27 protein-coding genes are annotated in these 26359 nt (G+C 73.6%); 13 read left to right on the top strand and 14 right to left on the bottom strand.

The window, feature by feature from the left end; translation table 11 throughout:
* Positions 1-71 precede the first annotated feature (71 nt).
* Complete coding sequence (locus tag AB0E07_RS04640; RefSeq protein ID WP_362246367.1) at positions 72-548, top strand: ATP-binding protein; 477 nt, start codon at positions 72-74, stop codon at positions 546-548.
* Between the two features lie 387 nt (positions 549-935).
* On the opposite strand, the gene AB0E07_RS04635 is transcribed toward AB0E07_RS04640, so the two are convergent.
* On the bottom strand, positions 936-1862 hold the full coding sequence (locus AB0E07_RS04635; RefSeq protein WP_362246365.1) for a cyclase family protein: 927 nt from the start codon (positions 1860-1862) through the stop codon (positions 936-938).
* 85 nt (positions 1863-1947) lie between these two features.
* Here AB0E07_RS04635 and AB0E07_RS04630 point away from each other — a divergent pair, with 85 nt between their 5' ends.
* From AB0E07_RS04630 to AB0E07_RS04620, 3 genes are read left to right on the top strand one after another with little or no spacing between them, the layout of a single operon-like run.
* On the top strand, positions 1948-2823 hold the full coding sequence (locus AB0E07_RS04630; protein ID WP_362246363.1) for an SDR family oxidoreductase: 876 nt from the start codon (positions 1948-1950) through the stop codon (positions 2821-2823).
* Between the two features lie 11 nt (positions 2824-2834).
* Positions 2835-3977 carry an acyl-CoA dehydrogenase family protein gene (locus AB0E07_RS04625; RefSeq protein WP_362246361.1) on the top strand — a complete coding sequence of 381 codons (1143 nt, stop codon included), beginning with the start codon at positions 2835-2837 and terminating at the stop codon, positions 3975-3977.
* Positions 3977-5026, top strand: coding sequence for a Zn-dependent alcohol dehydrogenase (locus AB0E07_RS04620; RefSeq protein WP_362246359.1), 1050 nt, complete (start codon positions 3977-3979; stop codon positions 5024-5026). Before AB0E07_RS04625 ends, AB0E07_RS04620 begins: the two co-directional genes overlap by 1 nt.
* On the opposite strand, the gene AB0E07_RS04615 is transcribed toward AB0E07_RS04620, so the two are convergent.
* A complete protein-coding gene (locus AB0E07_RS04615; protein WP_362246357.1) occupies positions 5023-6111 on the bottom strand; it encodes a helix-turn-helix domain-containing protein in 1089 nt (362 codons plus the stop codon). The two genes, AB0E07_RS04620 and AB0E07_RS04615, sit on opposite strands and share 4 nt — an antisense overlap.
* A 71-nt stretch (positions 6112-6182) precedes the next feature.
* Here AB0E07_RS04615 and AB0E07_RS04610 point away from each other — a divergent pair, with 71 nt between their 5' ends.
* Positions 6183-7484 (top strand): MFS transporter, encoded by a 1302-nt coding sequence (locus AB0E07_RS04610; protein ID WP_362246355.1) that lies wholly within the window; start codon positions 6183-6185, stop codon positions 7482-7484.
* A gap of 10 nt (positions 7485-7494) precedes the next feature.
* Here AB0E07_RS04610 and AB0E07_RS04605 read toward each other — a convergent pair whose 3' ends face one another.
* From AB0E07_RS04605 to AB0E07_RS04575, 7 genes are all read right to left on the bottom strand, one after another.
* Positions 7495-8688 (bottom strand): hypothetical protein, encoded by a 1194-nt coding sequence (locus AB0E07_RS04605; RefSeq protein ID WP_362246353.1) that lies wholly within the window; start codon positions 8686-8688, stop codon positions 7495-7497.
* A 108-nt stretch (positions 8689-8796) separates the two neighbouring features.
* Positions 8797-9396: a flavin reductase family protein gene (locus AB0E07_RS04600; protein WP_362246351.1), complete on the bottom strand. Its 600-nt coding sequence runs from the start codon at positions 9394-9396 to the stop codon at positions 8797-8799.
* 91 nt (positions 9397-9487) lie between these two features.
* Positions 9488-10264, bottom strand: coding sequence for an enoyl-CoA hydratase-related protein (locus AB0E07_RS04595; RefSeq protein ID WP_362246826.1), 777 nt, complete (start codon positions 10262-10264; stop codon positions 9488-9490).
* A 74-nt stretch (positions 10265-10338) separates the two neighbouring features.
* Positions 10339-12564 carry an acetate--CoA ligase family protein gene (locus tag AB0E07_RS04590; protein WP_362246349.1) on the bottom strand — a complete coding sequence of 742 codons (2226 nt, stop codon included), beginning with the start codon at positions 12562-12564 and terminating at the stop codon, positions 10339-10341.
* A gap of 124 nt (positions 12565-12688) precedes the next feature.
* Positions 12689-13879 carry an NAD(P)/FAD-dependent oxidoreductase gene (locus AB0E07_RS04585; protein ID WP_362246347.1) on the bottom strand — a complete coding sequence of 397 codons (1191 nt, stop codon included), beginning with the start codon at positions 13877-13879 and terminating at the stop codon, positions 12689-12691.
* A gap of 139 nt (positions 13880-14018) precedes the next feature.
* Positions 14019-14546: a hypothetical protein gene (locus AB0E07_RS04580; RefSeq protein ID WP_362246345.1), complete on the bottom strand. Its 528-nt coding sequence runs from the start codon at positions 14544-14546 to the stop codon at positions 14019-14021.
* A 140-nt stretch (positions 14547-14686) separates the two neighbouring features.
* The gene (locus AB0E07_RS04575) at positions 14687-16267 is read right to left on the bottom strand and encodes a subtype B tannase (protein ID WP_362246824.1); all 1581 of its coding nucleotides are present in this window, start codon (positions 16265-16267) and stop codon (positions 14687-14689) included.
* Positions 16268-16463: 196 nt separating this feature from the next.
* Here AB0E07_RS04575 and AB0E07_RS04570 point away from each other — a divergent pair, with 196 nt between their 5' ends.
* The 4 genes from AB0E07_RS04570 (at position 16464) to AB0E07_RS04555 (ending at position 18917) form a co-directional block, all read left to right on the top strand.
* On the top strand, positions 16464-16913 hold the full coding sequence (locus tag AB0E07_RS04570) for a DoxX family protein (RefSeq protein WP_362246343.1): 450 nt from the start codon (positions 16464-16466) through the stop codon (positions 16911-16913).
* A complete protein-coding gene (locus AB0E07_RS04565; protein WP_362246341.1) occupies positions 16910-17341 on the top strand; it encodes an OB-fold domain-containing protein in 432 nt (143 codons plus the stop codon). The genes AB0E07_RS04570 and AB0E07_RS04565 overlap by 4 nt, the downstream gene beginning before the upstream one ends.
* Positions 17342-17362: 21 nt before the next feature.
* Entirely contained in the window at positions 17363-17965 is a 603-nt protein-coding gene (locus AB0E07_RS04560; protein WP_362246339.1) for a GNAT family N-acetyltransferase, read from the top strand.
* A 76-nt stretch (positions 17966-18041) separates the two neighbouring features.
* Entirely contained in the window at positions 18042-18917 is an 876-nt protein-coding gene (locus AB0E07_RS04555; protein WP_362246337.1) for a GNAT family N-acetyltransferase, read from the top strand.
* A gap of 244 nt (positions 18918-19161) precedes the next feature.
* On the opposite strand, the gene AB0E07_RS04550 is transcribed toward AB0E07_RS04555, so the two are convergent.
* From AB0E07_RS04550 to AB0E07_RS04540, 3 genes are all read right to left on the bottom strand, one after another.
* Positions 19162-19827 carry a pyridoxal 5'-phosphate synthase gene (locus tag AB0E07_RS04550; protein WP_362246335.1) on the bottom strand — a complete coding sequence of 222 codons (666 nt, stop codon included), beginning with the start codon at positions 19825-19827 and terminating at the stop codon, positions 19162-19164.
* 10 nt (positions 19828-19837) lie between these two features.
* Positions 19838-20263 (bottom strand): pyridoxamine 5'-phosphate oxidase family protein, encoded by a 426-nt coding sequence (locus AB0E07_RS04545; protein WP_362246333.1) that lies wholly within the window; start codon positions 20261-20263, stop codon positions 19838-19840.
* Positions 20264-20415: 152 nt separating this feature from the next.
* A complete protein-coding gene (locus tag AB0E07_RS04540) occupies positions 20416-21564 on the bottom strand; it encodes an acetyl-CoA acetyltransferase (RefSeq protein ID WP_362246331.1) in 1149 nt (382 codons plus the stop codon).
* A 78-nt stretch (positions 21565-21642) separates the two neighbouring features.
* On the opposite strand from AB0E07_RS04540, the gene AB0E07_RS04535 reads away from it, so the two are divergent.
* Both AB0E07_RS04535 and AB0E07_RS04530 read left to right on the top strand, forming a co-directional pair.
* A complete protein-coding gene (locus AB0E07_RS04535; RefSeq protein WP_362246822.1) occupies positions 21643-22815 on the top strand; it encodes an acyl-CoA dehydrogenase family protein in 1173 nt (390 codons plus the stop codon).
* Positions 22812-23306, top strand: a complete 495-nt coding sequence (locus tag AB0E07_RS04530; RefSeq protein WP_362246329.1) for a nitroreductase family deazaflavin-dependent oxidoreductase — start codon at positions 22812-22814, stop codon at positions 23304-23306. The genes AB0E07_RS04535 and AB0E07_RS04530 overlap by 4 nt, the downstream gene beginning before the upstream one ends.
* Positions 23307-23540: 234 nt before the next feature.
* Here the strand turns inward: AB0E07_RS04530 and AB0E07_RS04525 are convergent, their stop codons facing one another.
* Positions 23541-24161 (bottom strand): LysE family translocator, encoded by a 621-nt coding sequence (locus AB0E07_RS04525; protein ID WP_362246327.1) that lies wholly within the window; start codon positions 24159-24161, stop codon positions 23541-23543.
* An 82-nt stretch (positions 24162-24243) separates the two neighbouring features.
* Between AB0E07_RS04525 and AB0E07_RS04520 the strand changes: the two genes are divergently transcribed.
* The gene (locus AB0E07_RS04520) at positions 24244-24696 is read left to right on the top strand and encodes an Lrp/AsnC family transcriptional regulator (protein ID WP_362246325.1); all 453 of its coding nucleotides are present in this window, start codon (positions 24244-24246) and stop codon (positions 24694-24696) included.
* A gap of 77 nt (positions 24697-24773) precedes the next feature.
* On the opposite strand, the gene AB0E07_RS04515 is transcribed toward AB0E07_RS04520, so the two are convergent.
* Positions 24774-25421: a TetR family transcriptional regulator gene (locus AB0E07_RS04515; RefSeq protein WP_362246323.1), complete on the bottom strand. Its 648-nt coding sequence runs from the start codon at positions 25419-25421 to the stop codon at positions 24774-24776.
* 122 nt (positions 25422-25543) lie between these two features.
* On the opposite strand from AB0E07_RS04515, the gene AB0E07_RS04510 reads away from it, so the two are divergent.
* A complete protein-coding gene (locus tag AB0E07_RS04510) occupies positions 25544-26266 on the top strand; it encodes a VOC family protein (protein ID WP_362246321.1) in 723 nt (240 codons plus the stop codon).
* Positions 26267-26359: the final 93 nt, after the last annotated feature.

The following is a 26359-nucleotide window of genomic DNA, read 5'->3' as shown; positions in this document are numbered from 1 at the left end:
AAAAAATGGCTACGATCGTGGCCCTCGCGAGACGCGGGGCTATGTGTCCGCCGGTTCGGATGGTGTGAGCGGTGCAGGTGCTTCAAGTGCAGCTGGAGATCCGGCCCGACCCCGCTGAGGTGGGACGGGCCCGGCGGTGGGCCCGTTCCCGGCTCGCCGGTTCCGGGATAGGGGTCGACGACACGCTCTCGGAGACCCTGGTCCTGCTCGTCTCCGAACTGGTCACCAACGCCGTGGTGCACACCGGCTGCCCCGCCGTGCTGCGCCTGTTCCTGCCCGGGGTCCCGGCCGGTGCCGAGTCCGCCACGGTGCGGCTCGAAGTGGTCGACTCCAGCGACCGGGCCCCGGTGCCGCGCTGTGCGGGCGGCGGGGAGACCGGCGGCCGCGGGCTCGCCCTCGTCGACGGTCTGGCCGACCGCTGGGGCTGGATGCCCGACGGTCCCGGCAAGCGCATCTGGTGCGAACTGGACCGCTGCGCGGAGCGGCGCGCGCCCCAACCGGCCTTCGGTAGCGGCACCTTCGAGGGGCTGGCGTTCGAAGCCGTGTGAGCCCCTCGGCCCGCGCGACGCCGTGCTCCTGACGCTCCGGCAGTCCCCGTTCCGCGTGATGCGCCGGGGCGTGCTTCACCGTGCGCCCACCGCATATGGGGTTTAAGTGATGAATCGCCGAACGGGTGTTGACGACACCTGTCCGTTTGATCACGCTTGTGGTCAGCGATTCGCCGCGAGGGGACGGCGAGGGTTTCGGTGACGGGAGTCCTCGCCGAGTGCGGGTCGTGATGCGGCGCCGGCCCCCTCGGGGCCCGAGGGCGGCGGGGGTCCGTGCGCCGGAGTCGGAGGGCGGTGCGCGCCGTCGCGATCGGGGGCGGAGGGGCGCGCACCGTCAACCGCGCCGTCAGCCGCACCGCGGGGAACCCGTGCGGTCCGGGCGGGGATTCAGAGAACGGCGACCGGTGCCACCGGTGCGCCCGTCGCGCCGACGAACGGTTCCGGGGTCGCCGACAGCAGGAAGCTGTAACGGTTCTCTTGTCCACAGGCTGTGGACAACTCTTCGAGATTCCAGTTCTGCCCCTGCGGCATCCCCATCTCCACCAGGTCCAGCGCGTGCACGGGCAGCCAGAGGTCCTCGATCTCCGGCGGGAAGATCTCGAAGGTGAGGGTGTCGTTGGCGACCGCGGCGACATCGCGGGCGTGGAACCACTCCGGGGTCCGGATCGACAGGCCCGGTGAGGGATACCCGTACCCGTGCGTGTCCCCCGCCAGGCAGAGCCCCATCTGGCCGGTGCGGACCAGCACGATGTCGCCCGCCCGCACCCGCGTGCCCGCCAGTTCCTCGGCCGCCTCCAGGTCCTCCGGGGTGACGGCGTGCCCGCCGGCCAGCCGCTCCACGCCCCGTGCGCGGGCCACGTCGAGCAGCACCCCGCGGGAGACGACGTGCCGCGCCGTGGCCATCCCGGCGAACCCGGCGCCCCCGTGCGCGGTGACGGTGTCCGCGGGGCGGCCGTTGTAGAGCCGGCCCGAGTGCGAGACATGGGGCAGCGCGTCCCAGTGGGTGGCCGCCTGAAGTCCCATGGTCACGGCGTCGTCGCTGCACGCCACCGTCCCCGGGCCGAAGATCTCCTGGTTGATCTGCACCATGACGTGCAGCGGGTTGACCCGCCCCGGGATCATCCCGGTCTGCACCCCGTCCTGCCGCAACGGCAGCGCCAGCGGGATCCGGCGGCCGCCGCGGACCTCCGCCGCCGCCGCGCGGACGACCTCGTCGGTGATCAGGTTGAGGGTGCCGAGTTCGTCGTCGGATCCCCAACGGCCCCAGTTGTTCACGCGCTCGGCGATGGCGTGGAACGCGTCCGGCAGTGACATCGGTCCCTCCCCGGGGCTTGTCTCCTGTGGTCCGGCGGGTCATAAAATCTAACGGTCCGTCAGAAACCGCGGGAAGGGGCCGGACGTGGGGAACTTCTTGGCAGGCAAGGCCGTCGCGGTGACCGGCGCCGGACGGGGCATCGGCCGGGCCGTGGCCCTGGCGGCCGCCGCGCACGGGGCCCGGGTCGTCGTCAACGACCACGGGGTCGCGGTCGACGGGGCCGCACCGTCGAGCGAGGTCGCCGAGGGGGTCGTCAAGGAGATCGAGGCCGCCGGGGGAGAGGCGGTCGCGGTCGCCGACGACATCTCCACCATGGCGGGCGGCCAACGGGTCGTGGACACCGCCCTGTCCGCGTACGGGCGGCTCGACGGGGTCGTGTGCGTCGCCGGGATCCTGCGCGAGCGGATGCTGTTCAACATGACCGAGGAGGAGTGGGATCCGGTGATCGCCACCCACCTCAAGGGGACGTTCACCGTCTTTCGCGCCGCCTCCGCGGTGATGCGCGGACAGCGCTCCGGCACCCTGATCGGCTTCACCAGCGGCAACCACCAGGGGTCCTACTCGCAGGCCAACTACAGCGCCGCCAAGGGCGGGATCATCTCGCTGGTGCGCAGTGCCGCGCTGGGCCTGAGCAAGTACGGGGTGACCGCCAACGCGGTCGCGCCCGTCGCCCGTACCCGGATGTCGGCGATGGTCCCCACCGCGCTGACGGAGATCGGGGAGCCCGAGGACGTCGCCGCCCTCGTGGTCTACCTGCTCTCGGACCGGGCCAGGGAACAGGGCGTCACCGGGCAGGTCTACACGCTCGCCGGGCCCAAGCTGGCCGTCTGGGCGCAGCCCAGGGAACTGCGCGCCGCGTACGCCGAGGGCTCCTGGACCCCGGAACGGATCGCCGAGTTCCTGCCGGGGACGGTGGGCACCGATCCGATGCCGCTGCTCCGGCCGCCGAACGCCTCGTAGGGGAGAGAGCCGTGGACTTCGGATTCGGTGCAGCGGACGACGAGTTCCGCGCGGAGGCCAGGGACTGGCTCACCGGGCACGTCGAGCCGGGCCGGGACCGCCGGTCCTGGGAGCGCGCCCTCGGCGCGGCCGGCTGGATCGGCCTGTCCTGGGGCGCCACCGGGTACGGCAACCGGGCCGCCACCCTCACCCAGCAGGTCGTCTGGGCCGAGGAGTACGCCCGCTCCGGGGCGCCCCCGCGGTCCGGGCACATCGGGGAGAAACTGCTCGCGCCGACCCTCCTCGCCCACGGCAGCGAGGAGCAGAAGGACCGCTTCCTGCCGCCGGTGGCCGCCGGGGACGAGCTGTGGTGCCAGGGGTACAGCGAGCCCGGCGCCGGGTCCGACCTGGCCGCCGTACGGACCGCGGCCGTGCGGGACGGCGGTGGGTACCGGGTCACCGGGCAGAAGATCTGGACCTCCCTCGCCCACGAGGCGGACTGGTGCTTCGTCCTGGCCCGGACCGAACCCGGCTCCCGCCGCCACCGGGGCCTGAGCTTCCTGCTGGTGCCGATGGACCAGCCCGGCCGGATCGACGTCCGGCCCATCCGGCAGCTGACCGGCACCAGCGACTTCAACGAGGTCTTCCTCGACGGCGCCCGCGCGGAACACGTCGTGGGCGGCGAGGGCAACGGCTGGCAGGTGGCGATGAGCCTGCTCGGCTTCGAGCGGGGCGTCTCCACGCTCGCCCAGCAGATCGGCTTCGCCGAGGAGTTGGAGCGCGTCCTGCGCGCGGCGGTGGAGACCGGCGCCGTCACCGATCCCGTGCTGCGCGAGGGGCTCGTGCGGCAGTGGGCGCAGCTGCGCACGATGCGCTGGAACGCGCTGCGCACCCTGGGCGGCGCGCAGGACGCCGGCGCCGCCAGCGTGGCCAAGCTGCTGTGGGGCGGGTGGCACCAGCGGCTCGGGGAACTGGCGGTCCGGGTCCGCGGGACCGGGGCGGCGGTCGGACCGGGCGACTGGACGGCCCGCGCCCCCTACGCGCTCGACCCGCTCCAGCACCTGTTCCTCTTCTCCCGCGCCGACACCGTCTACGGCGGCTCGGACCAGATCCAGCGCACGATCATCGCCGAGCGGGTGCTCGGCCTGCCCAGGGAGCCCAAGGGGGTCGTCTGATGCGAGCGGTGCTGTTCGACGGGAAACGGGCCGAGGTCGTCGACGATCTCCGGGTGCGCGAGCCGGGGCCCGGCGAGGTGGGGGTCGCCGTCGTGGCGGCGGGCCTGTGCCACAGCGACCTGTCCGTGATCGACGGGACCATTCCGTTCCCGGTCCCTGTGGTCCTCGGCCACGAGGGCGCCGGTGTCGTGGAGTCCGTGGGCGCGGGCGTCTCCCACGTCGCGCCCGGCGACCACGTCGCCCTGTCCACGCTCGCCAACTGCGGCACGTGCCCCGAGTGCGACCGGGGACGGCCGACCATGTGCCGGCAGGCGATCGGACGGCCCGGACGCCCCTTCCACCGGGACGGGCGTCCGGTGCACCAGTTCGCCGCCAACTCCGCCTTCGCCGAGCGGACGGTGGTCAAGGCGGTGCAGGCGGTCCGCATCCCCGAGGAACTCCCGCTGACCTCGGCCGCGCTGATCGGGTGCGGGGTGCTGACCGGGGTGGGCGCCGTGCTCAACCGGGCCCGGGTGGACCGCGGGGACAGCGTGGTGGTGATCGGGGCCGGCGGCATCGGACTCAACGTCATCCAGGGCGCGCGGATCGCGGGCGCGCTGCGGATCGTCGCCGTCGACGCCAACCCGGCGAAGGAGGAGACGGCCCGCCTGTTCGGCGCCACCGACTTCCTCACCTCCACCGAGGGCGTGCGGGAGCTGCTGCCCACCGGTGCCGACCACGCCTTCGAGTGCGTCGGGCGCGTGGAGCTGATCCGCGCCGCCGTCGACCTCCTGGACCGGCACGGGCAGGCGGTCCTGCTGGGCGTGCCGGAGGCCACCGCCGAGGCGTCCTTCCGGGTCTCCACCCTCTACCTGGACAAGTCGATCCTGGGCTGCCGCTACGGCTCCTCCCGCCCCCAGCGCGACATCGCCCTCTACGCGGGCCTGTACGGCTCCGGGCACCTGCTCCTAGACGAACTGGTCACCCGCACCTACCCGGTCGAGGAGTTCGAGAAGGCGGCGGCGGACGCGGAGGCGGGACGGGTGGCCAGGGCCGTGCTGACGTTCTAGGGCTGAGCGGGCTGAGCGGGCGGCCTGGGCAGGGCGGGCGGACTGGGCCGGGCGGGCGGAATGGGCCGGGCGGGCTCGCCGCTCTCCCGCTCCGAGCGGCGGAACGTCCTGCGGTACGCCGTCGGGGTCACCCCGAGCACGCTCTGGAGGTGCTGGCGCAGCGACTGGGCCGTGCCGAAGCCCGCGTCGCGGGCCACGTGGTCCATGGAGAGGGCGGTGGACTCCAGGAGGTGGCGGGCGCGTTCCACGCGTTGCCGGGTGAGCCACTGGCCGGGGCTGACACCGGCCTCCTCGCGGAAGCGGCGGGTGAAGGTCCGTACCGACATGGACTCCTGGGCCGCCATGTCCCGCAGCTGGAGCGGCTCGTGCAGCCGGCCCAGGGCCCAGGCCCGCGCCCGGGTCGTCGTCGACTGCTGGGGGTCGGGCACCGGGCGGTGGATGTACTGCGCCTGGCCGCCGTCGCGGTGCGGCGGGACGACCGTACGGCGGGCGATCTCGTTGGCGACGGCGGTGCCGTGGTCGCGGCGGACCATGTGCAGGCACAGGTCGATCCCGGCGGCGACCCCGGCCGAGGTCAGCACGTCCCCGTCGTCGATGAACAGCACGTCGGGGTCGACGTCGATCCGCGGGAACAGGCGCTGCAACTGTTCGGTCTCCGCCCAGTGCGTGGTGGCGCGGCGGCCGTCGAGGTAGCCGGCGGCGGCGAGCACGAACACCCCGGTGCAGATGGAGGCGAGCCGGGTGCCGGGCCGGACGTGGGCGAGCGCGGCGGCCAGCTCCTCGGTGAGCACGCCCTCCTCGAAGACCGGGCCCAGCTCGTAGGAGGCGGGGACGATCACGGTGTCGGCGGTGGCCAGCAGCTCGGGTCCGTGCCCGACCATGATCTCGAAGTCGGCGTCCGTGACGACCGGGCCCGGCGGCCGGACCGAGCAGGTCAGCACCTCGTACAGGTGACGGCCCTCGGTGTCCTTCGGGCGGCCGAAGATCCGGTGCGGGATGCCCAGCTCGAAGGGGAGCAGGCCGTCGAGGGCGAGGACCACGACGCGGTGCGGACGGAAGCCGGGGGGCTGCGGGTCACTGCGCATGGCCCGATCCTAGCGAACCCTGTCCTCCGGGCCACTCGATGGCGAAGGGACCGGAGGCGATCCTCGATGTTGTGACCCAGACAACCGAGGCCCCCGCAGCGGAGGGCAGCGAGGCCCGCGGCCGGCGCCGCATCCACCGTGCGTGGTTCGTCGCCGCCGTGACCTTCGTGACGATCATCGGCGCCGCCGCCTTCCGCTCCCTGCCCGGACTGCTCATCGACCCGCTGCACGAGGAGTTCGGCTGGTCGCGTGGCACCATCGGCGCCGCGGTCTCCGTGAACCTCGCCCTCTACGGACTGACCGCGCCGTTCGCCGCCGCGCTGATGGACCGGTTCGGCATCCGCCGGATCGTCGCGATCGCGCTCACCGTGATCGCGATCGGTTCCGGGCTCACGTACTGGATGACCGCGGCCTGGCAGCTGCTGCTGTGCTGGGGGCTGCTGGTGGGCCTCGGCAGCGGCTCGATGGCGCTGGCCTTCGCCGCCACCGTCACCAACCGCTGGTTCACCGAGCGGCGCGGCCTGGTCACCGGCATCCTCACCGCCGCCTCCGCCTCCGGCCAGCTGATCTTCCTGCCGGTGCTGTCCTGGATGGTGGAGGAGCACGACTGGCGCCCGGCCGCCGTCACCGTCGCCCTCGCCGCCCTCGCGGTGGTCCCCTTCGTCTGGCTGCTGCTCCGCGACCACCCCGCCGACGTGGGCCTGAAGCCCTACGGCGCCGAGGAGTTCGTGCCGAAGCCCGCCCCGGCCACGGGCGCCGCGCGACGGGCGGTGACCGTGCTGTTCCGGGCGGCCCGCACCGGGCCGTTCTGGCTGCTCGCCGGCACCTTCGCGATCTGCGGCGCCTCCACCAACGGCCTGGTCCAGACCCACTTCGTGCCCGCCGCCCACGACCACCACATGCCGGTGCAGGCCGCCGCCTCGCTGCTCGCGGTCATCGGGGTCTTCGACGTCGTCGGCACGATCGCCTCCGGCTGGTTCACCGACCGCTACGAGGCCCGCCGGCTGCTCGCCGTGTACTACGCGCTGCGCGGAGTCTCGCTGCTGTTCCTGCCGATGCTGCTGGCGCCCGAGGTGCGCCCGCCGATGATCTTCTTCATCGTCTTCTACGGCCTCGACTGGGTCGCCACCGTCCCGCCCACGGTCGCCCTGTGCCGGGAGCACTACGGCGAGGACAGCGCCATCGTCTTCGGCTGGGTCCTCGCCTCCCACCAGGTGGGCGCCGCTCTGGTGGCCTTCCTCGGCGGAGTCGCCCGTGACGTCTTCGGCTCCTACGACGTCGTCTGGTACGCCTCCGGGGCGCTGTGCGCGGCGGCCGCGCTGATGGCCCTGGTCATCCGGCGCCGCCCGGCCCCGGCGCCGGCCCCCGCCTGAGCGGGACCGCTCAGGAGGACCTACGGAAGCGGCGCACGGCGAGGACCAGCAGGGCGCCCAGCGCCGCCGCCGCGCCCGCCGCGCCCGCGAGGAGCGGGGCGCCGTCGGAGCCGGTGGCGGCCAGGTTGCCGCCGGTGGTGGACGAGCCCGTGGTACCCGTCGTGCCGGTCGAGCCGGAGGTGCCCGAGCTGCCGGTGCCGCCCGCGGCCTGGCCCTCGGGGTCGTTGCCGCCGTCACCCGGGTCGCCGGGCGTGCTGCTGCCGGACGGGCTGGGGGTGGGCTCGGGCTCGTAGTCGGTGGGGATGGCGACACGGATCACGGCCGTGTTGTTCGCGAGGTCGCGGTCGTACTCCGGCGTGGTGCCGTAGACGGAACTCGCCCTCACCTCGCCCTCGGTGGTCTTCGCGTCCTCGTCGATGTCCAGCATGAAGGTGTACGTGTGGGACTCGCCGACGTCGAGGGTGCCGTCCTCGGGCCAGCAGACGTAGCGGGGCTTGCCCGGCACGGGCGGGCCGCTGGGGCCGTCGACGTCGAACGGCGAGCACGCGTCCGGGACTTCGGAGGCCCGCGTGCCGGGCGGGATCGTCACCAGCAGGCCGGGCAGGTCGTCGCTGTCCTGGTTCTGGATCCAGCCGGGGCCGTCGTTGCGCAGGCCGACGTTGATCGACTGCCGGTCCCCGGCCAGCGCCTCCGTGTCGTCGCCGACCGCCACCAGGTCGGCCGAGCTGTCGGCGGTCAGGGTCAGCCGCCGGTTGGCGTCGTCGAAGCCCTCGCCGGGCGCCTCGCCGGTGGCGCCGGTGCCGTACTCGACGGCCTCCATGAGGGCGTTCGGCAGGGCCTTGAAGCGCACCGGGGCGGTGAGCGTGGCGCCGGGTTCGAGGACCGTGTCCAGCTCGCACAGGGCCTGCCGGACCTGGTCGCCGACGGTCGAGTAGGCGCAGCCCGCGACCTGCTCGGGGAAGTCCAGACCGCGGGTGAGCCGGACCCGGAAGGTGACGCCGTCCGCGGGGGCGGTGCCGCGGTTGGTGACGGTGACCGTGCGGTCGTATACCTCGCCCGGCGCGGGCGAGGCGGCCGGCAGCGTCGACACCGTCAGGTCGGGCGCGGTCTCCTCCGCGTGCGCCGCCGGGGCGAACGCGGCGGGGGCGGCGGCGACGATCGCGGCGGCCACGACGGCCGACGAGCGGCTCAGGAGCTGACGCACGGTGGGTCTCCTCGGTACGGCGGGCGGACGGGCCCGGACGGGTTCGCCACCCGGACATGTCCTGGACACCCGGAGCACGCCGAGGGTTGTACGGCGGTACGCGGCGCGTCAGAGGAACCGGCCCCGGTGGAACAGCAGCGGCGCCCTGTCCTCGGCGTCCTCGGACGTGCCGAGCGCGTCCACCCGGCCGACCACGATGAGGTGGTCGCCGCCGGTGTGGACGGCGTGGACCGCGCAGTCGATCCAGGCGACGGCGCCGGCCAGCCGCGGCGAGCCGGAGACCGGCGCCGCGTCATGGGCGACCGAGGCGAACTTGTCCCCGCCGCTGACCGCGAAGCCCCGGCACAGCTCGCCCTGGTGCGCGCCGAGGACGTTGACGCAGAAGACGCCGGCGCGGGCGATGCGCGGCCAGGTCGTCGAGGCGCGGCCCACCATGAAGGAGACCAGGGGCGGGTCGAGGGAGAGTGAGGAGAAGGACTGGCAGGCGAAACCGGCGGGGGAGGACTCCCCCTCGGCGGCCGGCGCGGTCACCACGGTCACGCCGGTCGCGAAGTGCCCCAGCACGCGCCGGAACTCCGCCCGGCTCACCGGGGCCCGCTCGTCCTCGCCGACGCACCGCAGCTCCGGCCGCGGCAGGGCCTCCGCGCGCGGCGCGTCGACCGACCTGAGGTAGCGGACGGCGGCTGCCGCCATCCCTGCGTGTCCCATCACACGAACATTGAAACTGACGGAGCGTCAGATGGGAAGGGACGGGAGGGAACCCGACGCCTCGAAACCCGACGCCTCAAGACCCGACGGCTCAACGCCCCAGATATCGAGGGCTTCTGCGTTCCACGAAGCTCGCCACGCCCTCCTGGGCGTCCCGGGTCGTCATGTTGATCTCCTGGGCCGCCGCCTCCGCCGCGAACGCGGTGGCGCGGTCGCTGTCGAGGGAGGCGTTGACGAGCTGTTTGGTCAGGGTGAGGGCCCGGGTCGGACCCGCCGCGAGCCGCTCGGCCCACTCCCGGGCCGTCTTCGCCAGCTCCCCGTCCGGCACCACCCGGTTCACCAGCCCGAGGCGTTCGGCGTCCGCCGCGCTCAGCGCGTCGCCGAAGAACATCAGCTCCTTGGCCCGCAGCGGTCCCACCAGCCGCGGCAGCAGATAGGCTCCGCCGCCGTCGGGGACCAGGCCGCGGCGGACGAACACCTCGATGAACCGGGCCGATTCGGCGGCCAGCACCAGGTCGCAGGCGAAGGCCAGATGGGCGCCGAGGCCGGCCGCGGTGCCGTTCACGGCGGCGATCACCGGCTTCTCGCAGTCCAGCACGGCGGCGATCAGGCGCTGCGCGCCCAGGCGCAGGACCCGCGCGACGTCGCCGGGGATCCGCTCCCCGGCCGTGGACGCGCCCCGCAGGTCCGCGCCCGCGCAGAACCCCCGCCCCGTTCCGGTGAGCACGACGGCCCGGACCCCGGGGTCGGCGGAGGCCCCGGCGAGCAGCTCGATGACGCGTTCGCGCTGGTCCGGGGTGAGGGCGTTGAGGGCCTCGGGGCGGTCGAGGGTGATCCGGCAGACCTGACCGTCGACGGTGTGCCGCACCTGCGTACCGGCAAGACCCCCGGGCTCGGCGCGGGAGTCGGGCGGGTCCGCCGCGGGAACCGCGTCCGGGGCGCTCACCGGCACACCGCCAGCGCGTCCAGCGCCACCGCGCCCTGTCCCTGCTCCAGCACCATCAGCGGGTTGATGTCCAGCTCCGCCAGGTCGTCCCCCAGCTCCAGCGCCATGCGCTGCACCCGCAGCACCACCTCCACGAGCGCGTCCAGGTCCGCCGGCGGACGCCCCCGGACCCCGTCGAGCAGGGCCCGCCCGCGCAGCGCGCCGAGCATGTCCCGCGCCTGTTCCTCCCCGAAGGGCGGCACCCGTACGGAGGTGTCGCGCAGCACCTCGACCAGCACCCCGCCGAGCCCCACCGTGACCGTCGGCCCGAACAGCTCGTCCCGGGTGACGCCGACGACCATCTCGACGCCCCGCTCGACCATCTGGCAGACCAGGACACCGTCCAGCGGGACGTCCTCGTACCGGGCGATGTCCGTCAGCTCCCGGTAGGCGTCACGGACCTGGCTGGCCGAGGTGAGGCCGACCTTGACCAGGCCCAGCTCCGTCTTGTGGGCGATCCTCGCGCCGGACGCCTTCATCACCACCGGGTAGCCGACCAGCCCGGCCGCCCGCACGGCCGCCGCCGCGCTGGTCACCAACTGCTCGCGCGGTACGCGGATGCCGTACGCCCGCAGCAACTGCTTCGCCGCGTGCTCGCTCAGCTGCTTGCCCGGCCGCATCAGGGCGCGGGCCTTGCGGTAGGACGGCGAGGGGGTGCGCGGGGCGTGGTCGAAGGGGGAGCGGTAGCCGGTGACGAAGCGGTGGTGGTCGAGGTGGGCGCGGACGGCGGTGATGCAGTTGGCGACCGTGCGGAAGGTGGCCACCCGGGAGGAGCCGAGCAGGACCTCCCGGTAGGCGGGTTCGGTGCCGACCGGTGACCCCCACACCACGCACACCAGCTTGTCGGTGTGCTCGGCCGCGTCGACCAGGTCCCGCACCAGCCGGTCACTGAGCGGCGGGAAGGGCCCGGTGACCGGGCAGACGAGGACGCCCACCTCGGGGTCGTCGAGCAGAGCGTCGATGATCTTCCGGCCGCGCTCGTCGCCGACCGGGTGACCGCCGTTGTCGACCGGGTTGGCGACGCTCAGGTACTCGGGTATCCACTGGTGCAGTTCGGCCTGCCGGGCCGCGGACAGCACCGGCAGCCGCAGCCCCGCCTCGGTCGCCAGGTCCGCGAAGTGCGCGCCCGTCCCGCCCGAGATCGAGTAGACGGCGACCCCGTCGGCGTGCGGCGGCCGGGCCCGCGCCAACAGGGCGGCGGTGTCCTGGAGTTCGTCGAGGCCGTCGACGCGGATCACCCCGTACTGCCGCATCGCCGCGTCCACCACCGCGTCCGCGCCGGTCAGCTTGCCGGTGTGGGAGGCGGCCGTGCGGGCGCCGGTCTCGGTACGGCCCACCTTGACCGCGACCACCGGCACCCCGCGCCGGGCCGCCCGGTCCGCGGCGAGCAGGAAGGAGCGGCCGTCCTTCAGGCCCTCCACGTAGCAGGCGATGGCCCCGACCTCGGGGCGCTCGGCGAAGTAGGAGATGAAGTCGGCGGTCTCCAGGTCGGCCTCGTTGCCGGTGGGCGCCCAGTGGGAGAGGCGGATGCCGAGTTCCTGGAGGGCGAAGACCGGCCGGCCCTGGTGCCCGGACTGGGTGATCAGGGCGATGGCCGGCCCGTCGAGGTCGGTACGGAACTCCTCGAAGGCGTTGAGGTTGGTGTTGGGGCCCAGCAGCCGTATCCCGGACCGCTCCACCGCGGCGGCGAGCCGTGCCTGCGCGGCGGCGCCCCGCTCACCGGTCTCGGCGAAGCCGGAGGCGAAGACGACCGCGAACCGCACCTTCGCCTCGCCCAGCTCCCCGATCACGGCGAACGGGTCCGCGACCAGCAGCACCGCGAGGTCGACCTGTTCGGGCAGGTCGGCGACGGAGGGGGAGCAGGGGATGCCGAACACGGAGGCGCGGGTGGGGTGCACGGGGTGCAGCCGGGCACCCACCCGCTCGGACCAGGCGAGGAGTTGGCGGGTGATGCCGGTGTTCGGCCGGCCCTCGGTGTCCGAGGCGCCGATCACGGCGAGCGACTCGGGCCGGAAGAAGCGGTCCAGATCGGGGACGGCCGCGTGCAGGGGCCGACCGCTGACGTCGAGGTCGTCGGGCTCGGCCGGGCGGCCGTGGACGGCGGGGCCGGGCTGTTCGCCGCAGGCGATGACCCGGGCCCGCCGGGAGTCGGTGGTGAGGGTGCCGTGGGTTGATCCAAGCATCGGTCCGCCCGCTCCTGTGAGACAGCGATTAACTGACGCAGTGTCAGATTACTGAACTGACACTCCGTCAGGAACGGCCGTGCAGGCAAAGTTGAAGGAGCGGACGATCCCCGGCGGCGGATTCTCAGGTGACGGGCAGCCTCGACACCCGGTCGCCGCTCTCCTTGGCCACGGCCTTCGCTATCTTCTCCGCGTCCCTGGCCAGCTCCCTCAGCATGCCGCTGATGGGGTTGGTGAAGCCGGTGAAGTACAGGCCCGGGGCCTCGGCGGACGTACGGCCGCCGTGCGTCACCGGACGCCCGCGGGCGTCGAGCACGCCGAGATGGCCCACCAGCCCCTCCAGCGCGCGGACGTATCCGGTGGCGGCGATGACCGCGTCCGGCTCGGTGAGGGTGCCGTCGGCCAGCGAGACCTTGCCGTCGTCGAAGCCGTCCACGGCGGCCACGACCTCCACCCGCCCCGCGCGGACGGCGTCGATCAGACCGACGTCCTGCACCGGGATGGCGCCCTCCCTCACCCGGCTGTACAGGCCGGTCTCCGGCCGGGGCAGCCCCTGCGCCGAGAGGTCCGGCACGCTGAGCCGTGCCATCGGCCGGGAGAGCCGGTCCACCAGGCCCACCGGCAGCCGCCGCACCAGCACCCCCGAGTACTGGGCGGCCCAGCCCGCCGTGGAGCGGCGCACGAGGTGCGGGGCCGTGCGCACCGCCAGCCGCACCCGGGAGGCGCCGCCCTCCACCAGGTCGACGGCGATCTCGGCGCCGGTGTTGCCGACCCCGACGACCAGCACGTCCCGGCCCGCGAAGGGCTCCGGATTGCGGTAGGCCGAGGCGTGCAGGAACGTGCCCGCGTAGCTCTCGCGGCCGGGCCAGTCGGGCAGCCGGGGCGTGTGGTTGTACCCGGTGGCCACGACCACCGCGGCGCCGGTCAGCTCGCGGCCGCCGGTGGCGTGCAGCAGCCAGCCCCCGTCGGGGGCGCGGTCGATCCGGGAGACCTCGACGCCGGTGACGATCTCCAGCTCGTGGTGCTCGGCGTACTTCTCCAGGTAGCGCACCACGTTGTCGCGGGAGACCCACCGCCCGAACCGCCGGGGCATCGCGAGCCCCGGCAGCGCCGACAGCCGCCGGGTGGTGTGCAGGTGGAGCCGGTCGTAGTGGCCGCGCCAGGAGGCGCCGACCCGGTCGGACTTCTCCAGCACGACGGCACGGATGCCCCGGGCGCGCAGGGTGTGCGCGACGGCGAGCCCGCCGGGGCCGCCTCCGACGACGTACACCGGGCGGTCCGCGGCGGGTGGGGTGAGCGCAGAGGAGTCGGCCATAGCGCGAGCGTAATCACGCACCCCGTTGTTGGGTCTCGGTCAAGACCGGAATTGGTTGCGGATTGATCACGCCTGTGGCGGAAGCGGGCGGGGTGGGCGGTGCGTCCGGCTCTGTCGCGGGGTTTCCGTACGGCCCGGTTCAGTCGTCGGCCGCGACGAGCAGCGTCAGGGTGGTCGCCGGGCGGTCGATGAGCACCAGTTCGTGGAAGTCGACCTGGATCCCGCCCCAGTCGTGCCGGGCCTCCTTGGGCAGCGGGCCCAGCAGATAGGTGCTGGTGGCGGTGGCGATGGGGGTGTGCACCTGCTGCTGCATGGACTGCGCGAGCGCGTGCGGCACCGGGCCGTGCTGTCCGGCCCAGGAGCGGATGACGGTGCTGGCGGCCGCCGCGTCGACGGCCCGGTAGGTGTCGGGGGTGATGCGGTCGAGCCACCACCGGCCGTGCCGGGGCCAGTCCTGGACGCCGGAGCCGTCGTAGGTGTCGCGGAACTGGGGGTGCGCGATCAGGGCGGCGAGCAGGGCGCGGTCCTCGGGTGCCGCGCTCGGGAGGCGGAAGCGCTTGATGTCGATCCAGCGGTGGCCGTGGGCGGAGGCCTCGGCGAACCGGTAGTCGCGGAAGTTGATGAACGGACTGTCCAGGTGGGCGAGGACGGGCGGCACGGCTTCCATGCCGGACAGCGTAGGACCGGAGGGACATTTCGCCCGGACGGCGCCACGGCGCCGAACCCCTCCGAGGGGGGCTCGGCGCCGCGGCCTTAGCGGTGGCCGGGTTCATGACGGGAACCGGCACCGCGTCCTGGGGGTGTGGGCTACGCCGCCTTGTACCCGGTCACCTCGGCGATCCAGGTGATGAAGTCGCCGGGGTCGGTGTTGGCGCCGTGGCCCTCGTCCCAGTAGTAGAGGTGGTTCACGTCGTCGCCGAGGCCGTTCGCGGCGGCGGCCAGGTTGGCGGAGACGGTCAGCGAGGTGTCGGAGTCCTTGGTGCCGAGCCGGATCCACCAGTGCTTGGAGCGGCGGGAGTTGACCTTCTCCACCAGGTGGTGCATGGGGTTCATCAGGTCCAGTTCGGCGGTGATGTCGCCGGCCGGCCGCCGGGAGGAGAGCCCCGTGGAGTCGTTCTTCGCGCCGTACGCGGTGAAGTGCCGGGCCAGGGTGGTCCCGGCGCCGAAGAGGTTGTTCTCCCCGGAGGAGAGGTCGAAGGCGTCGAAGGCGGGCGCGCTCTTCTTGCGCGCGCCGACATGGGTCAGGAAGTCGGCCCAGGTGAAGGACGCCCGGCCGTTCTTCCAGGTGATGAAGGGGTTGGCGGCGAGGTAGGTCTCACGCGCGGAGTCCGACAGGTCGGCCAGGTACCGGGTGGCCGAGGGCTCCAGGTACTGCTGGACCAGATACGCGTCGTAGTTGCGGGCGGTGAGCGTGCCGAACCGGTCCAGGCCGCGCAGCCGCAGGCCCGCCTGGTACTCGGCGAACTGCCCCTGGAGCGCCTTGGACACCGTCTGGTCGGCCTGCTTGCCGGTGCTGAGCGCGTTGGTGCCCCAGTTCCACTCGTAGGCGCCGTCGGCGTGCTCCAGGTCGGTGATCGGGCACCAGGCGCCGACCGCGAAGGTCGCGTCGGAGGCGTCGGCGGCGCCGATCTCCTTGAGGTAATGGTCGTAGAGCGGGCTGTCGCCGGAGGCGCCGAGCAGGGCGGACAGGGCGCCGCCCGCGCTGGTGCCGGCCGAGACGATCCGGTCGACGTCGCCGGGGATGCGGCCCTTGTTGGCCCGTACGTACCGGACGGCGGCCTTGAGGTCGACGATGGCGGCGGGGGCGGTGCCGTAGTACTCGCCGGCGGAGTTCTTCAGGGTGCGGCCGCGGGCGCCGGGCTCGACGACGACGTACCCGGCGGCGAGGGCGAGCAGCTGGTTGGAGGCGAGGGCCCCGCCGTTGGCGTTGGTGTTGCCGTTGGCGTTGGGCAGCGCGCTCGCCGAGGCGGACGCGGACGGGGCGCCGCCGCCGGCCTGGTCGCCGCCCCCGGTCGTCCCGCCGCCGATACCGGTCGCAGTCGCGACGGAGGACGGCATGTAGCCGCCCACCGAGTTGGCGAGGAGGATCGGGGCGCGGGAGGCGTCGACCGCCTTGCCGTCGATCTTCACCGGGACGCTGACGTTCAGCGACTGGTACGCCTCGTCCACCGGCTTCGTGACGTAGGTGAGCGCCTTCCAGAAGTGGTACGTCACCTCGTGCTCCGTGCCGTCCGCGCCGGTGACCGTGGTCGTCAGCTCGGTGTGGCCGTCGGGGTCGAAGGCGAGCGCGCCGGTGGCCGAGGCGGACGAGGAGCCCTTCGACGACGCCTGCGCGTTCAGCGCGACGCCCCCGGCGGCGGCCACGCCGGCGGCCGCTCCGATGCCCATCACCACGGTCCTGCGCTTGACGGCCCTGTGCTTCACGTGCGGCTCCCTCGATCGGTGGGCTTGCTTCCGCGAAGGTAGCCAAAGTGCCGACAAGATTGCCAACAATCCGTGGCTTTCATGCCGGACCCACAGCTTCACAGGGGACGGACAGGCAGCCCCCTTCCGGGGTCTCCGTATCTGACGTACCGTCAGATCCATGGACACGATCTGGCTCAGCGGCGCGGAGTGGCTGGCCGTGCTCCGCATAGGTCTCGGCCTGTGGTGGCTGGAGAGCTGGCGGCACAAGGACAAGAGCACCTGGTTCGAGGGCGGCGGGATCACCTGGGCCGCCGACGTGGCCGCCAAGCACCGCTGGACCGCCGTGCGCTCCGGCTTCGACGTGGTCGTGGCGCCCCGGCCGCGGACGATGGCGTACGTCGTCGCCTACGCGGAACTCGCCCTGGGGCTCGGACTGATCGCCGGGTTCCTGACGCCGGTGGCCCTCGTCGCCGGACTGCTGCTCAACGGCGTCTACTTCACGCTGATGATCCACGACTGGGCGGAGCAGGGCCAGAACTCGATGATGGCGCTGATCTCGGTGGTCGCCCTGTTCGGGATGGGCTGGCAGACCTGGTCCGTGGACGCCTGGCTGGGGCTCTTCGGATGACCGCCGGGGCCCGCTTCGACCTGCCCGAGCCCGACGCCTTCACCCGCCCCTACTGGGCGGCGGCGGCCGAGGGGCGGCTGCTGATCCGCCGGTGCCGGGCGTGCGGCCGGGCGCACCACTACCCCCGCGCGTTCTGCCCGTACTGCTGGAGCGAGGACGTCGGCTGGGAGACCGCGAGCGGCCGGGCCACGCTCTACACCTGGTCGGTCGTGCACCGCAACGACCTGCCGCCCTTCGGCGGGCGCGTCCCCTACGTCGCCGCCGTGGTCGACCTCGCCGAGGGACCCCGGATGATGACCGAGATCGTGGAGTGGACGGAGTCGGCGGGCGAGGCGCCGCTGCGGGCCGGGATGGAACTGGAGGCCGGATTCAGGGACGGGGTGCCGGTGTTCCGCCCTCGAAAACGCATCCGACCCGCACAAGGGTGAGCGACCGGTTTCAATGGCTCCATGAGCCTCGCCGGTCAGCATCCCGCACAGCCCTCCCCCTCCGGTCCGCGCTTCCCGGACCTCTGGCTGCGCTCCTGGGACCCGGAGTCGGAGACGGACGTCGAGGCGTGGCTGCGCGGCCGGACGGACCCCGAGTTCCGGCGCTGGAACACCCCGCTGCGGTTCACCGAGAGCCTCGACGACGCGTACGAGGACCTGCTGGCGGTCGCGCGCAACGCGGCCGAGGGCACCGCCGCCCCCTTCTGCATCGCCGACGGGGCGACCGGGCGGCCGCTCGGGCACGTCGGCGTCAACGTCGTCAACCGCGCGCTGAACACGGCACGCGTCGGCTACTGGGTCCTCCCCGAGGCGCGCGGCCACCGCGTCGCCACCCGCGCGCTGGCCCTGGCCACCCGCTGCGCCTTCACCGACCTGAGCCTGTACCGCCTGGAACTCGACCACGCCCTGGGCCACGACTCCTCGTGCCACATAGCCGAGCGCTGCGGATTCGCCTACGAGGGGACCCTCCGGGGCGCCATGTGGGAGGCCGGCCGCCACGACGCGTACCGGGACATGCACCTGCACGCCCGCCTCGCCGACGACCCCGACCCGGACGCCGAGTAGGGCTGTCGTCCTCGCGCCGACCGGTTCACCTCCCCCAGGCATGGCCAAGTCCCGTACGGACGCGGGATCATGAGACATGCGCTCGGACGACTGGTACGTCACCGAAGACCTCGACCGCTTCCTCGCCCACGCGGGCGGCTTCCTGCGGTCGCGCCCCGATCTGCACACCGTGGCCCTGACGGTGACGGAGTCCCTGCGCCTGCGCGGACTGCGCGCGTACGGAGGCGACGAGCCGCCCGTCTTCGGGGTGATGGAACGCGACGGCGAGGTCCGCGGAGCCTACTTCCGCACCCCGCCCTACCGGCTCAACGTCACCCCCCTCACCGCCGACGAGACCGACGCCCTCGCCGCCCACCTGGTGGCCACCGGCCATCCCGTCCCCGGCATCATCGGCACCCAGGAGACCACCACCGGCTTCGTCCGCTCCTGGCAGCGCCACACCGGCGCCGCCGCGGCCCTGCGCCAGCGCCAGCGGCTCTACCGGCTCGGCATGCTGATGATGCCGCAGCCGGTCCCCGCCGGCCGGGCCAGAGTGGCCGACGAGAAGGACCGCGACCTGCTCGTCCGCTGGTACGGGGAGTTCACCCAGAGCGTCGGCGACCACGCCGCCGGCGAGGTGGAGGCCTGGGCCGACCACCGCATCTCCTACGGCGGCATCACCTTCTGGGAGGACCCCGACGGCACCCCCGTCGCCATGTGCGGGGTCACCCCCACGGTCGCCGGACAGGTCCGTATCGCCCCCGTCTACACCCCGCCCCACCTGCGCGGACGCGGATACGCCGGGGCCGTGACGGTGGAGGTCAGCCGGGCCGCCGTCCGCTCCGACGCCGAGGAGGTCCTGCTCTTCACCGACCTCGCCAACACCACCAGCAACAGCCTCTATCAGCGGATCGGGTACCGGGCGGTGGCGGACTTCGAGGTGTACGACTTCGCGGACGGCGCGGGCGGATAGGCCGTGTCTGACGATTCCCGTCTGCCCCGCGGCGCCATGCACGCTCCCCCAGAGGGGGCACCCCCACTCGCCGCACCGGGCACAGACCCACGGACAACCAGTCCGAGGGCCCGCGCCCGGCACGCCGAGAGCACGCTCCCCCAGTCTCGGCTGCGCTCGACCGGGAGGTACCCCCACGACCCCGCGGAGCCGCCCTCCGGGCGACGACGGGAATCGTCAGACACGACCTAGGCCGCACCGGGCCTCACGGCCAGAGCAGCTCCCGGGTCCAGGCGTCCTCGTCGCGGAGGTAGCGCAGGCGTACGTGCCGGCGGCGCTCCTCGCCCTGGAAGAACTCCACCTCCTCGGGGCGCAGCCGGTACAGGGTCCAGGTCGCGACCGGGGCGTCCGGATCCTCCTGGGCCCGCGTCCAGGACTCCTGCGAGACCCGCGCCAACTCCTCCAGGGAGGAGAGGACCTCGCTCTGCCGGCCGGTGAGGGCGGCGGCCAGCGCGCCCGTCGAGCGGGCGTGCAGATCCGCCCGGCTCTCCGCGGAGGGCGCCGCGGTCACCGTGCCCCGCACCCGCACCTGCCGGCCGAGCACCGGCCAGTAGAAGCCCAGCGCCGCGTACGGCCGGGCCGCGAGCTGGCGTCCCTTGCGGCTGCCCGCGTGCGTCGCGAAGGACCAGCCCGCCGCGTCGGCGCCGTGCAGCATCACCGTCCGTACGTCCGGCAGGCCCTCCTCGTCCGCGGTCGCCAGCGACATCGTGTGCGGCTCCGGCTGGCCCGCCGCCACCGCGTCCGCGAACCAGGTCGCGAACAGCGGCAGCGGCTCGGACGGCGCCGCGTCCGGGTCGAAGGCGGCCAGTTCGGTCACCTCCGGGTCCCACACCCGCAGCGACCTCAGCAGTTCATGAAGATCCGTTCCCATGCCCCGATTGTCAGACGGAACCCAGGTCCGAGGAGACCCAACGCTCGGGCCGCATCCACACGATCACCATCTCGCCGTGGTTCTTCCAGGAGAAGTCGACGTACGCGTCGACCTTCTCGGCGGGCAGATAGCGGGCCGACATCTCCCTGAGCAGCTCGATCGTCGCGGGCTCCGTGCCGGTCACCGGCCCCTCCACCGACACGTACCGGATCGTCGGCTCCAGCCGGTCCACCATCAGCGTGAACCGGCCGGCCGAGCTGATCAACTCGTGCTTCCTGGACTCCAGGCCGGTGATGATCCAGACGGTGCCGTCGTCCGCGACCTGGTACCAGATCGGCACGGTCAGCGGCGCGCGGTCCGCTCCCGCCGCCACCGAGAGGGCGGCGATGTGCGGCTCGGCGAGGAACTCGGCGCGTTCGGTGCGGTTCAGGGCCATGAGCGGTCTCCTACTCCACGTCGGCGGTCCGGAGGGGCGGGCCCCGGCGTCCGCGGGACCCGCCTCCGGTACGCACTCCTCAACGCGCGCCCCGTCAGGAGGTGTTCCCTCCGCCCGCCGCCCCGGCCGGCCGAGCACCACCGCCCCGGCCCCTACCGGCCCAGCACCACCGTCCCCGATGAGCAGAACCAGCCGCCCGTCCCCGAGGCCACGGCGAGCCGCGGCAGGCTGCCGTCGGCGCGCAGCACCTGCCGCTCCCCGCACTCCCCCCGGAGCTGCCGTACCGCCTCCACCAGCAGGAACAGCCCGCGCATACCGGGGTGCTGGGCCGACAGGCCGCCGCCGTCGGTGTTCACCGGCAGCTCCCGGGACTGGACGAAGGCCCCGCCCTCGCCCTTCTTGCAGAAGCCGAGGTCCTCCAGCGTCACCAGGGTCATGTAGGTGAAGGCGTCGTAGATCTGGGCGAGGTCGATCTCCGCGGGCCGCACCCCCGCCCGCCGGAAGGCGAGCGGCCCGCTGACGGCCGCCGGGGTCACCGTGAAGTCCTCCCACTCGGACATCGCGGAGTGGGACACGCACTCGCCGGTCCCCAGCACCCACACCGGCGCCCGGCGGCAGTCGCGCGCGTACTCCTCCGCCGCCAGCAGCACCGCCGCCCCGCCGTCGGAGCGCAGGCAGCAGTGCAGCTTGGTGAAGGGGTCCGCGATCAGCGGCCCGGACAGGACGTCGTCGACGGTGATCGGGTCGCGGAACATCGCCTCCGGGTTCAGCGCCGCGTACTGCCGCGCCTGCACCGCCACCTCGGCCAACTGCTCGATCGTCGTGCCGTGTTCGACCATGTGCCGGCGGGCCGCCATCGCGTACTTCGCGACGAGGGTGTGCCCGTAGGGCGCCTCGAACTGGAGCGGGCCGCGCGCACCGAAGGAGAGGTTCCCGGTCCGGCGGCCCGCCCTGATGTCGGCGCGGGCGGTGGAGCCGTAGACCAGCAGGACCGCCTCGGCGTGCCCGGCCGCTATCGCGTCCGCCGCGTGGGCGGCCATCACCTCCCAGGTGGCGCCGCCCACCGAGGTGGAGTCGACCCAGGTCGGGCGCAGGCCCAGGTATGCGGCGACCTCGACCGGCGCGAGCACCCCGGTTCCGGTGGAGGCGAGGCCGTCGACGAGCGAGCGGTCGAGCCCGGAGTCCGCGAGCGCCCGGCGGGCGGCCTGGGCGTGCAGGGTGTGGGGCGTCGCGTCGTCCACGCGGCCGCAGTCGGCGAGGGCGACCCCGACCACGGCGACTTTCCGGTTTCCGGCGGTCATGGAGGCCTCTCCCTCTGTGCATCTGGACCCGACCCTCCTAATATGACGGACCGTCAGATCTGGTGGGAAGGGGCAGCGATGGACGCCGGTTTCACCCCCGAACAGGACGGGATCCGCCGCGCTCTGCGCGAACTCCTCGACAAGCGCTGCGGATCGCGTGAGCTGCGCGCCGCCGTCGACAGCCCCGACGGGTACGACCCCGCCCTCTGGGCGGCCCTCGCCGGACAGCTCGGCCTGCCCGGACTCGCCCTGCCCGAGGAGTACGGCGGCGTCGGCTGCTCGGTGACCGAACTCGCCCTGGCCGCCGAGGAGACGGGCCGGGCCCTGGCGCCCACGCCCCTGCTGGCCACCGCCGTCCTCGCCGCCCCGCTGATCCTGGCCCTCGGCAGCCCCGACCGGCGCGCCGCCCTGCTGCCCCGGATCGCCGACGGCTCCCTCACCGCCGCCCTCGCGGCCCCGCCCGCCTGTCTCGCCCTGACCGGCGCCAACGACGGCGACTGGGCGGGCGGGGGACGCTCGGGCGGGGTCCAGGCCCGGCCGACGGCCGACGGGTGGCGGCTCTACGGGGAGGTCGACCACGTCCTCGACGGGCACCGGGCCGGGCTGCTCCTCGTCGCCGCCCACACCGGCGGTTTCGCCCGCTCCCGGACCGGCCTGTTCCTGGTCCCCGGGGACGCCGCCGGGCTGGTCCGGGTGCGGCGCACCGCCCTGGACGCCACCCGGCCGCTCGCCGGACTCCAGTTCCGGGAGGTCGGCGCGGAGCCGCTGGGGCGGGAGGGGGCCGACGTGCCCGCGGCCCTCGCCCGGCTGGGGGACACCGCCGCGACCGTACTGGCCTGCGAGGCGGTCGGTGCGGCCGAGCGGGTGCTGGAGCTGACCGTCGGGCACGTGCGGCGGCGGGAGCAGTTCGGGCGGCCGATCGGCTCCTTCCAGGCCGTCAAGCACCGGCTGGCCGATGTGTACGTCCAGGTGCAGGCCGCGAGGTCCGCCGCCCACTACGCCGCCTGGGCCGCCGCCCATGCCGAACCCGTCGGCGGGCTCGCCCTCGCCGAGGCGCTGACGGCGCTGCGCGTCGCCGCCGGGGAGGCCATCCAGCTGCACGGCGGCATCGGCTTCACCTGGGAGCACGACGCCCACCTCTACTTCAAACGGGCCACGGGCGACGAACTGCTCTTCGGCCCGGTACACCGGCTACGGGCCCACGCGGCGAACACCGCGCGCCTCTTCGAGGCACCGGAGGTGACGGTGTGACCGGAGGAACCGGTGGCCTCGGCGTGCGGGTGGTGCGGTGGGTGTCGTTGACGCGGGGCTTTGCCAAGGTCGCCCCGCAGGTGATTCCCGCGCTCGACCGTTCCGTGCACCGGCTCACCCGGGGCCGGGTGCTGCTCAGCGCGCAGCTGCTGCCCGGGGTGATCCTGACCTCCACCGGCGCCCGCAGCGGACTGCCCCGCCGCACTCCGCTCGCCTGTATGCCGGAACCGGAGCGGGGGAGCTGGATCCTCGTCGGCTCCAACTTCGGCCGGCCCGGCCACCCCGCCTGGACGGCCAACCTGCTCGCCCGCCCGGACGCCGAGATCAACTGGAAGGGCGCCGACATCGCCGTGACGGCCCGGTTGCTGACGGGCGAGGAGCGCGCCGCGGCCTGGCGGGCGGCCCTGGCCTTCTGGCCCCCGTACGCGACGTACCAGTCCCGCGTGGACCGCGAGATCCGCCTCTTCAGAATCGAGCCGACCGGGTCGTAGCGCTGCCGTCCGGCAGGTGGGGGCAAGCTGCGGTGGGCGGTGCGGCCCGGTGGCCCTCCGCGCGGCCGCAGCCGCGGAACGGGCGGGGTTTTGGCGGCGCTTCGGGTGCCCCGGCGGGCGAGTGGCGCGAGCCGGCCGGCCGGAGCGGTTTCGGCGCCGCACGTGAATGTCTGCCCTCCTGCCGTGGTCCAGGGCGGGCGGGCGAAGCCGTATCTGGCCCGGCCCGGCCCCCGGTCACAGGGCGTGCTGGACGAGGAGGAAGGCTCCCATGCCGAGCATGGCCGCGCCGGAGGTGCGGGTCACCGCGCGGGCCGCGGCGGGGCGGGCGCCGAGGACCGCGCGGGCGCCGAGACCGACCGTCAGGTAGACGGCGGCGCAGCAGGCCATGTGGAGCAGTCCGAGCGCCGCGGTCTGCGCGGGCACCGGCAGCCGGCCGTCCCCGGTGACCAGGAACTGGGGCAGCACCGAGAGATAGAGCAGCAGTCCCTTCGGGTTCAGGCCGCTGATGACCGCCCCGCGCAGGAACACCCGCCCCCCGTCGGAACCCGCGGCGGACCCGGCCGCCCGCGAGGGCACCGCCGGGCGGCGCAGCACGCTCCAGCCGAGCCACACCAGGTACGCGGCCCCGGCGACGGTCAGCGCGGTCAGCAGCGTGGGGGAACGCGCGACGAGCACGGCGAGGCCCGCCGTCGCCAGCACCGTGTGCAGGGCGTACCCGCTCACCAGCCCGCCCACGGCCCGCGCGACCGAGCCGCCGCGCAGTCCCGCCGAGATCGCGTACGCCCAGTCGGCGCCCGGTACGCACACCAGCAGCAGGTCCAGCGCGAGGAAGGAGAGAAGGGTTCCGGAGTCCATGCCGGGGAGATTAGGCCGGAATGGCCCGAAAGTGTTGTCGAAGTTTGCGCGCCATGGCCGGGTCTGAGGGAAGATCTGCCCCATGGACGACGTGGACCGGAAGATTCTTGCCGAACTCCAGCAGGACGGTCGGCTGACCGTGACCGAGCTGGCCGGACGGGTGCGGCTGAGTGTCTCGCCGTGCCACCGCCGGCTCAGGGAGCTGGAGCGGTCGGGGGCGATCAGCGGCTACCGGGCGGTCGTGGAGCCGGCCGCCGTGGGGCTGACCTTCGAGGCCCTGGTCTTCGTCTCGATGCGGCAGGAGGACCGGGACACCGTCGCCGAGTTCGAGCGGGCCATCGCCGAGATCGAGCATGTCCTCGACGCGCAGAGGCTGTTCGGGGAGCCGGACTACCTGCTGCGGGTGGCCACCGCCGACCTCGCCGCCTTCCAGCGGCTCTACGACGAGCGCCTGGCCACCCTGCCCGGCGTGCAGCGGCTGACCTCGACGCTGGTGATGAAGCACGTCGTACGGGACCGCCCGCTGCCCGCATAGCGCGGCAGGCGGTCGTCCACCGGGGTGGACGACCGCCTGCCAGACAGGACTTGGGGGCCCGGGGAAGAGGGTGGGTGCTACTTCGTGGGCTTCTTGCCCGTCACGCCCAGATGCACCAACAGGGCGAGGTTCGGCTTGAGTTCGGCCTGCTTGACGCCCCAGGACTGGAAGCCCTTCTGATGCGAGGCCACCGCCGCGAGCATCGCGACGATCGAGCCCGCGATCGCGGCCGGGTTGACGTCCTTGTCGACCTTGCCCTTGGCCTGCAACTCCGCGACCGCGTCGGCGAGGGAGTTGTTCACCGAGTTCAGGATCTTCATCCTGAGCTTGTAGAAGCGCTTGTCGCCCTCGGCCGCGCCGAGGTCGACCACGCGCAGGATCGCGTCGTTCTTCCGCCAGAACTCCAGGAATCCGTCCACGAGTTCCTGGGCGGTCTGCCAGCCGGACTTGCCGACCCAGGAACGCCCCTGGAGCAGCTCGGTCAACCCGGCGCCCTCGGCGGCCATTTGCTCGGCGATCTCCAGAACGGCGCCTTCGACGTCCGGGAAGTACTGGTAGAAGGTGGCGGGCGAAGTGCCCGCCTTCCGGGCGACATCGATGACTTTGACGTCCCGGTAGGGGGAGGAGCTGAGCATCTCGCTGAGGCAGTCGAGCAGCTTCTGCCGGGTCGCCTGCCCACGCCGGCCGGCCACGCGGCCGTCGACGGTACGCACTTGTCCTGTCATGCCGTCAGCTTACCGAGGGGTGATGGGAGCGCGATTCGGCCGACTGCAAATGGGGTGCGGGGGCTCCCGGAGCCGGGTGTGCCTGGTCTGCGGCGTGCGGAAGGGCCCGTTACTTTGACGACATGGCCGAAAACAGGGCATCCCGGTATGTGGAGGGCGTCCCGTGCTGGGTGGACGCCCAGCTCCCCGACGTCGAAGCGGGCAAGCGGTTCTACGGAGAGCTCTTCGGGTGGAGCTTCCCGGAGGACGAGGAGCCGTACGCGCTGAAGGACGGGGAGCGGGTCGCCGCGCTGGTCCCCAAGACGGACGGACGGATGCCGACCGTCTGGACCGTGTACTTCGCCACCCCGGACGCCGTGGCGCTGGCCCGGCGGATCCGGGACGCGGGCGGGCAGATCGTCACCGCCCCGGTCCCCTCCGGCGAGGAGGGCACGACCGCCCTGGTGACCGACGCCGAGGGCGCCGTCTTCGGCCTCTGGCAGGCGGGCGCCCACCCCGGCTTCGGCCGCCGCCACGAGGAGGGCACCTTCGTCTGGGCCGAGCTGTACGCCCGGGACACCGAGGCCGCCAACGCCTTCTACGGCGGTCTCTTCCACGACGCCCTGTTCGGCCCCGACGCCGAACCCGACTTCGGCCGCGCCCCCGTCGCCGGCGTCTTCTCCGCCGTGATGCCCCCGCACTTCCTGGTCCACTTCCGGGTGGCGGACTGCGCGGCCGCCGTCGACACCGTGCTGCGCCTGGGCGGACGGGTGCAGGCTCCGCCCTTTGAGACGTCCTACGGCACGGTGGCCGTCGTGACCGACAATCAGGGGGCGTCGTTCGCGGTACTCGAACGCGCCGACTGAGTCGTTTCGTCCCCATTCGTAGGGAGACACCCCGATTCGCCCCCGGGTTCGCAACCACGCCCCGGGCCAGGAAGAATCGGGGTGCGTGCCGCC

Source organism: Streptomyces sp. NPDC048002 (genome assembly GCF_040653275.1).
In the GTDB taxonomy this organism is placed as follows: domain Bacteria; phylum Actinomycetota; class Actinomycetes; order Streptomycetales; family Streptomycetaceae; genus Streptomyces.
This window is presented reverse-complemented; position numbering and strand designations above follow the sequence as displayed.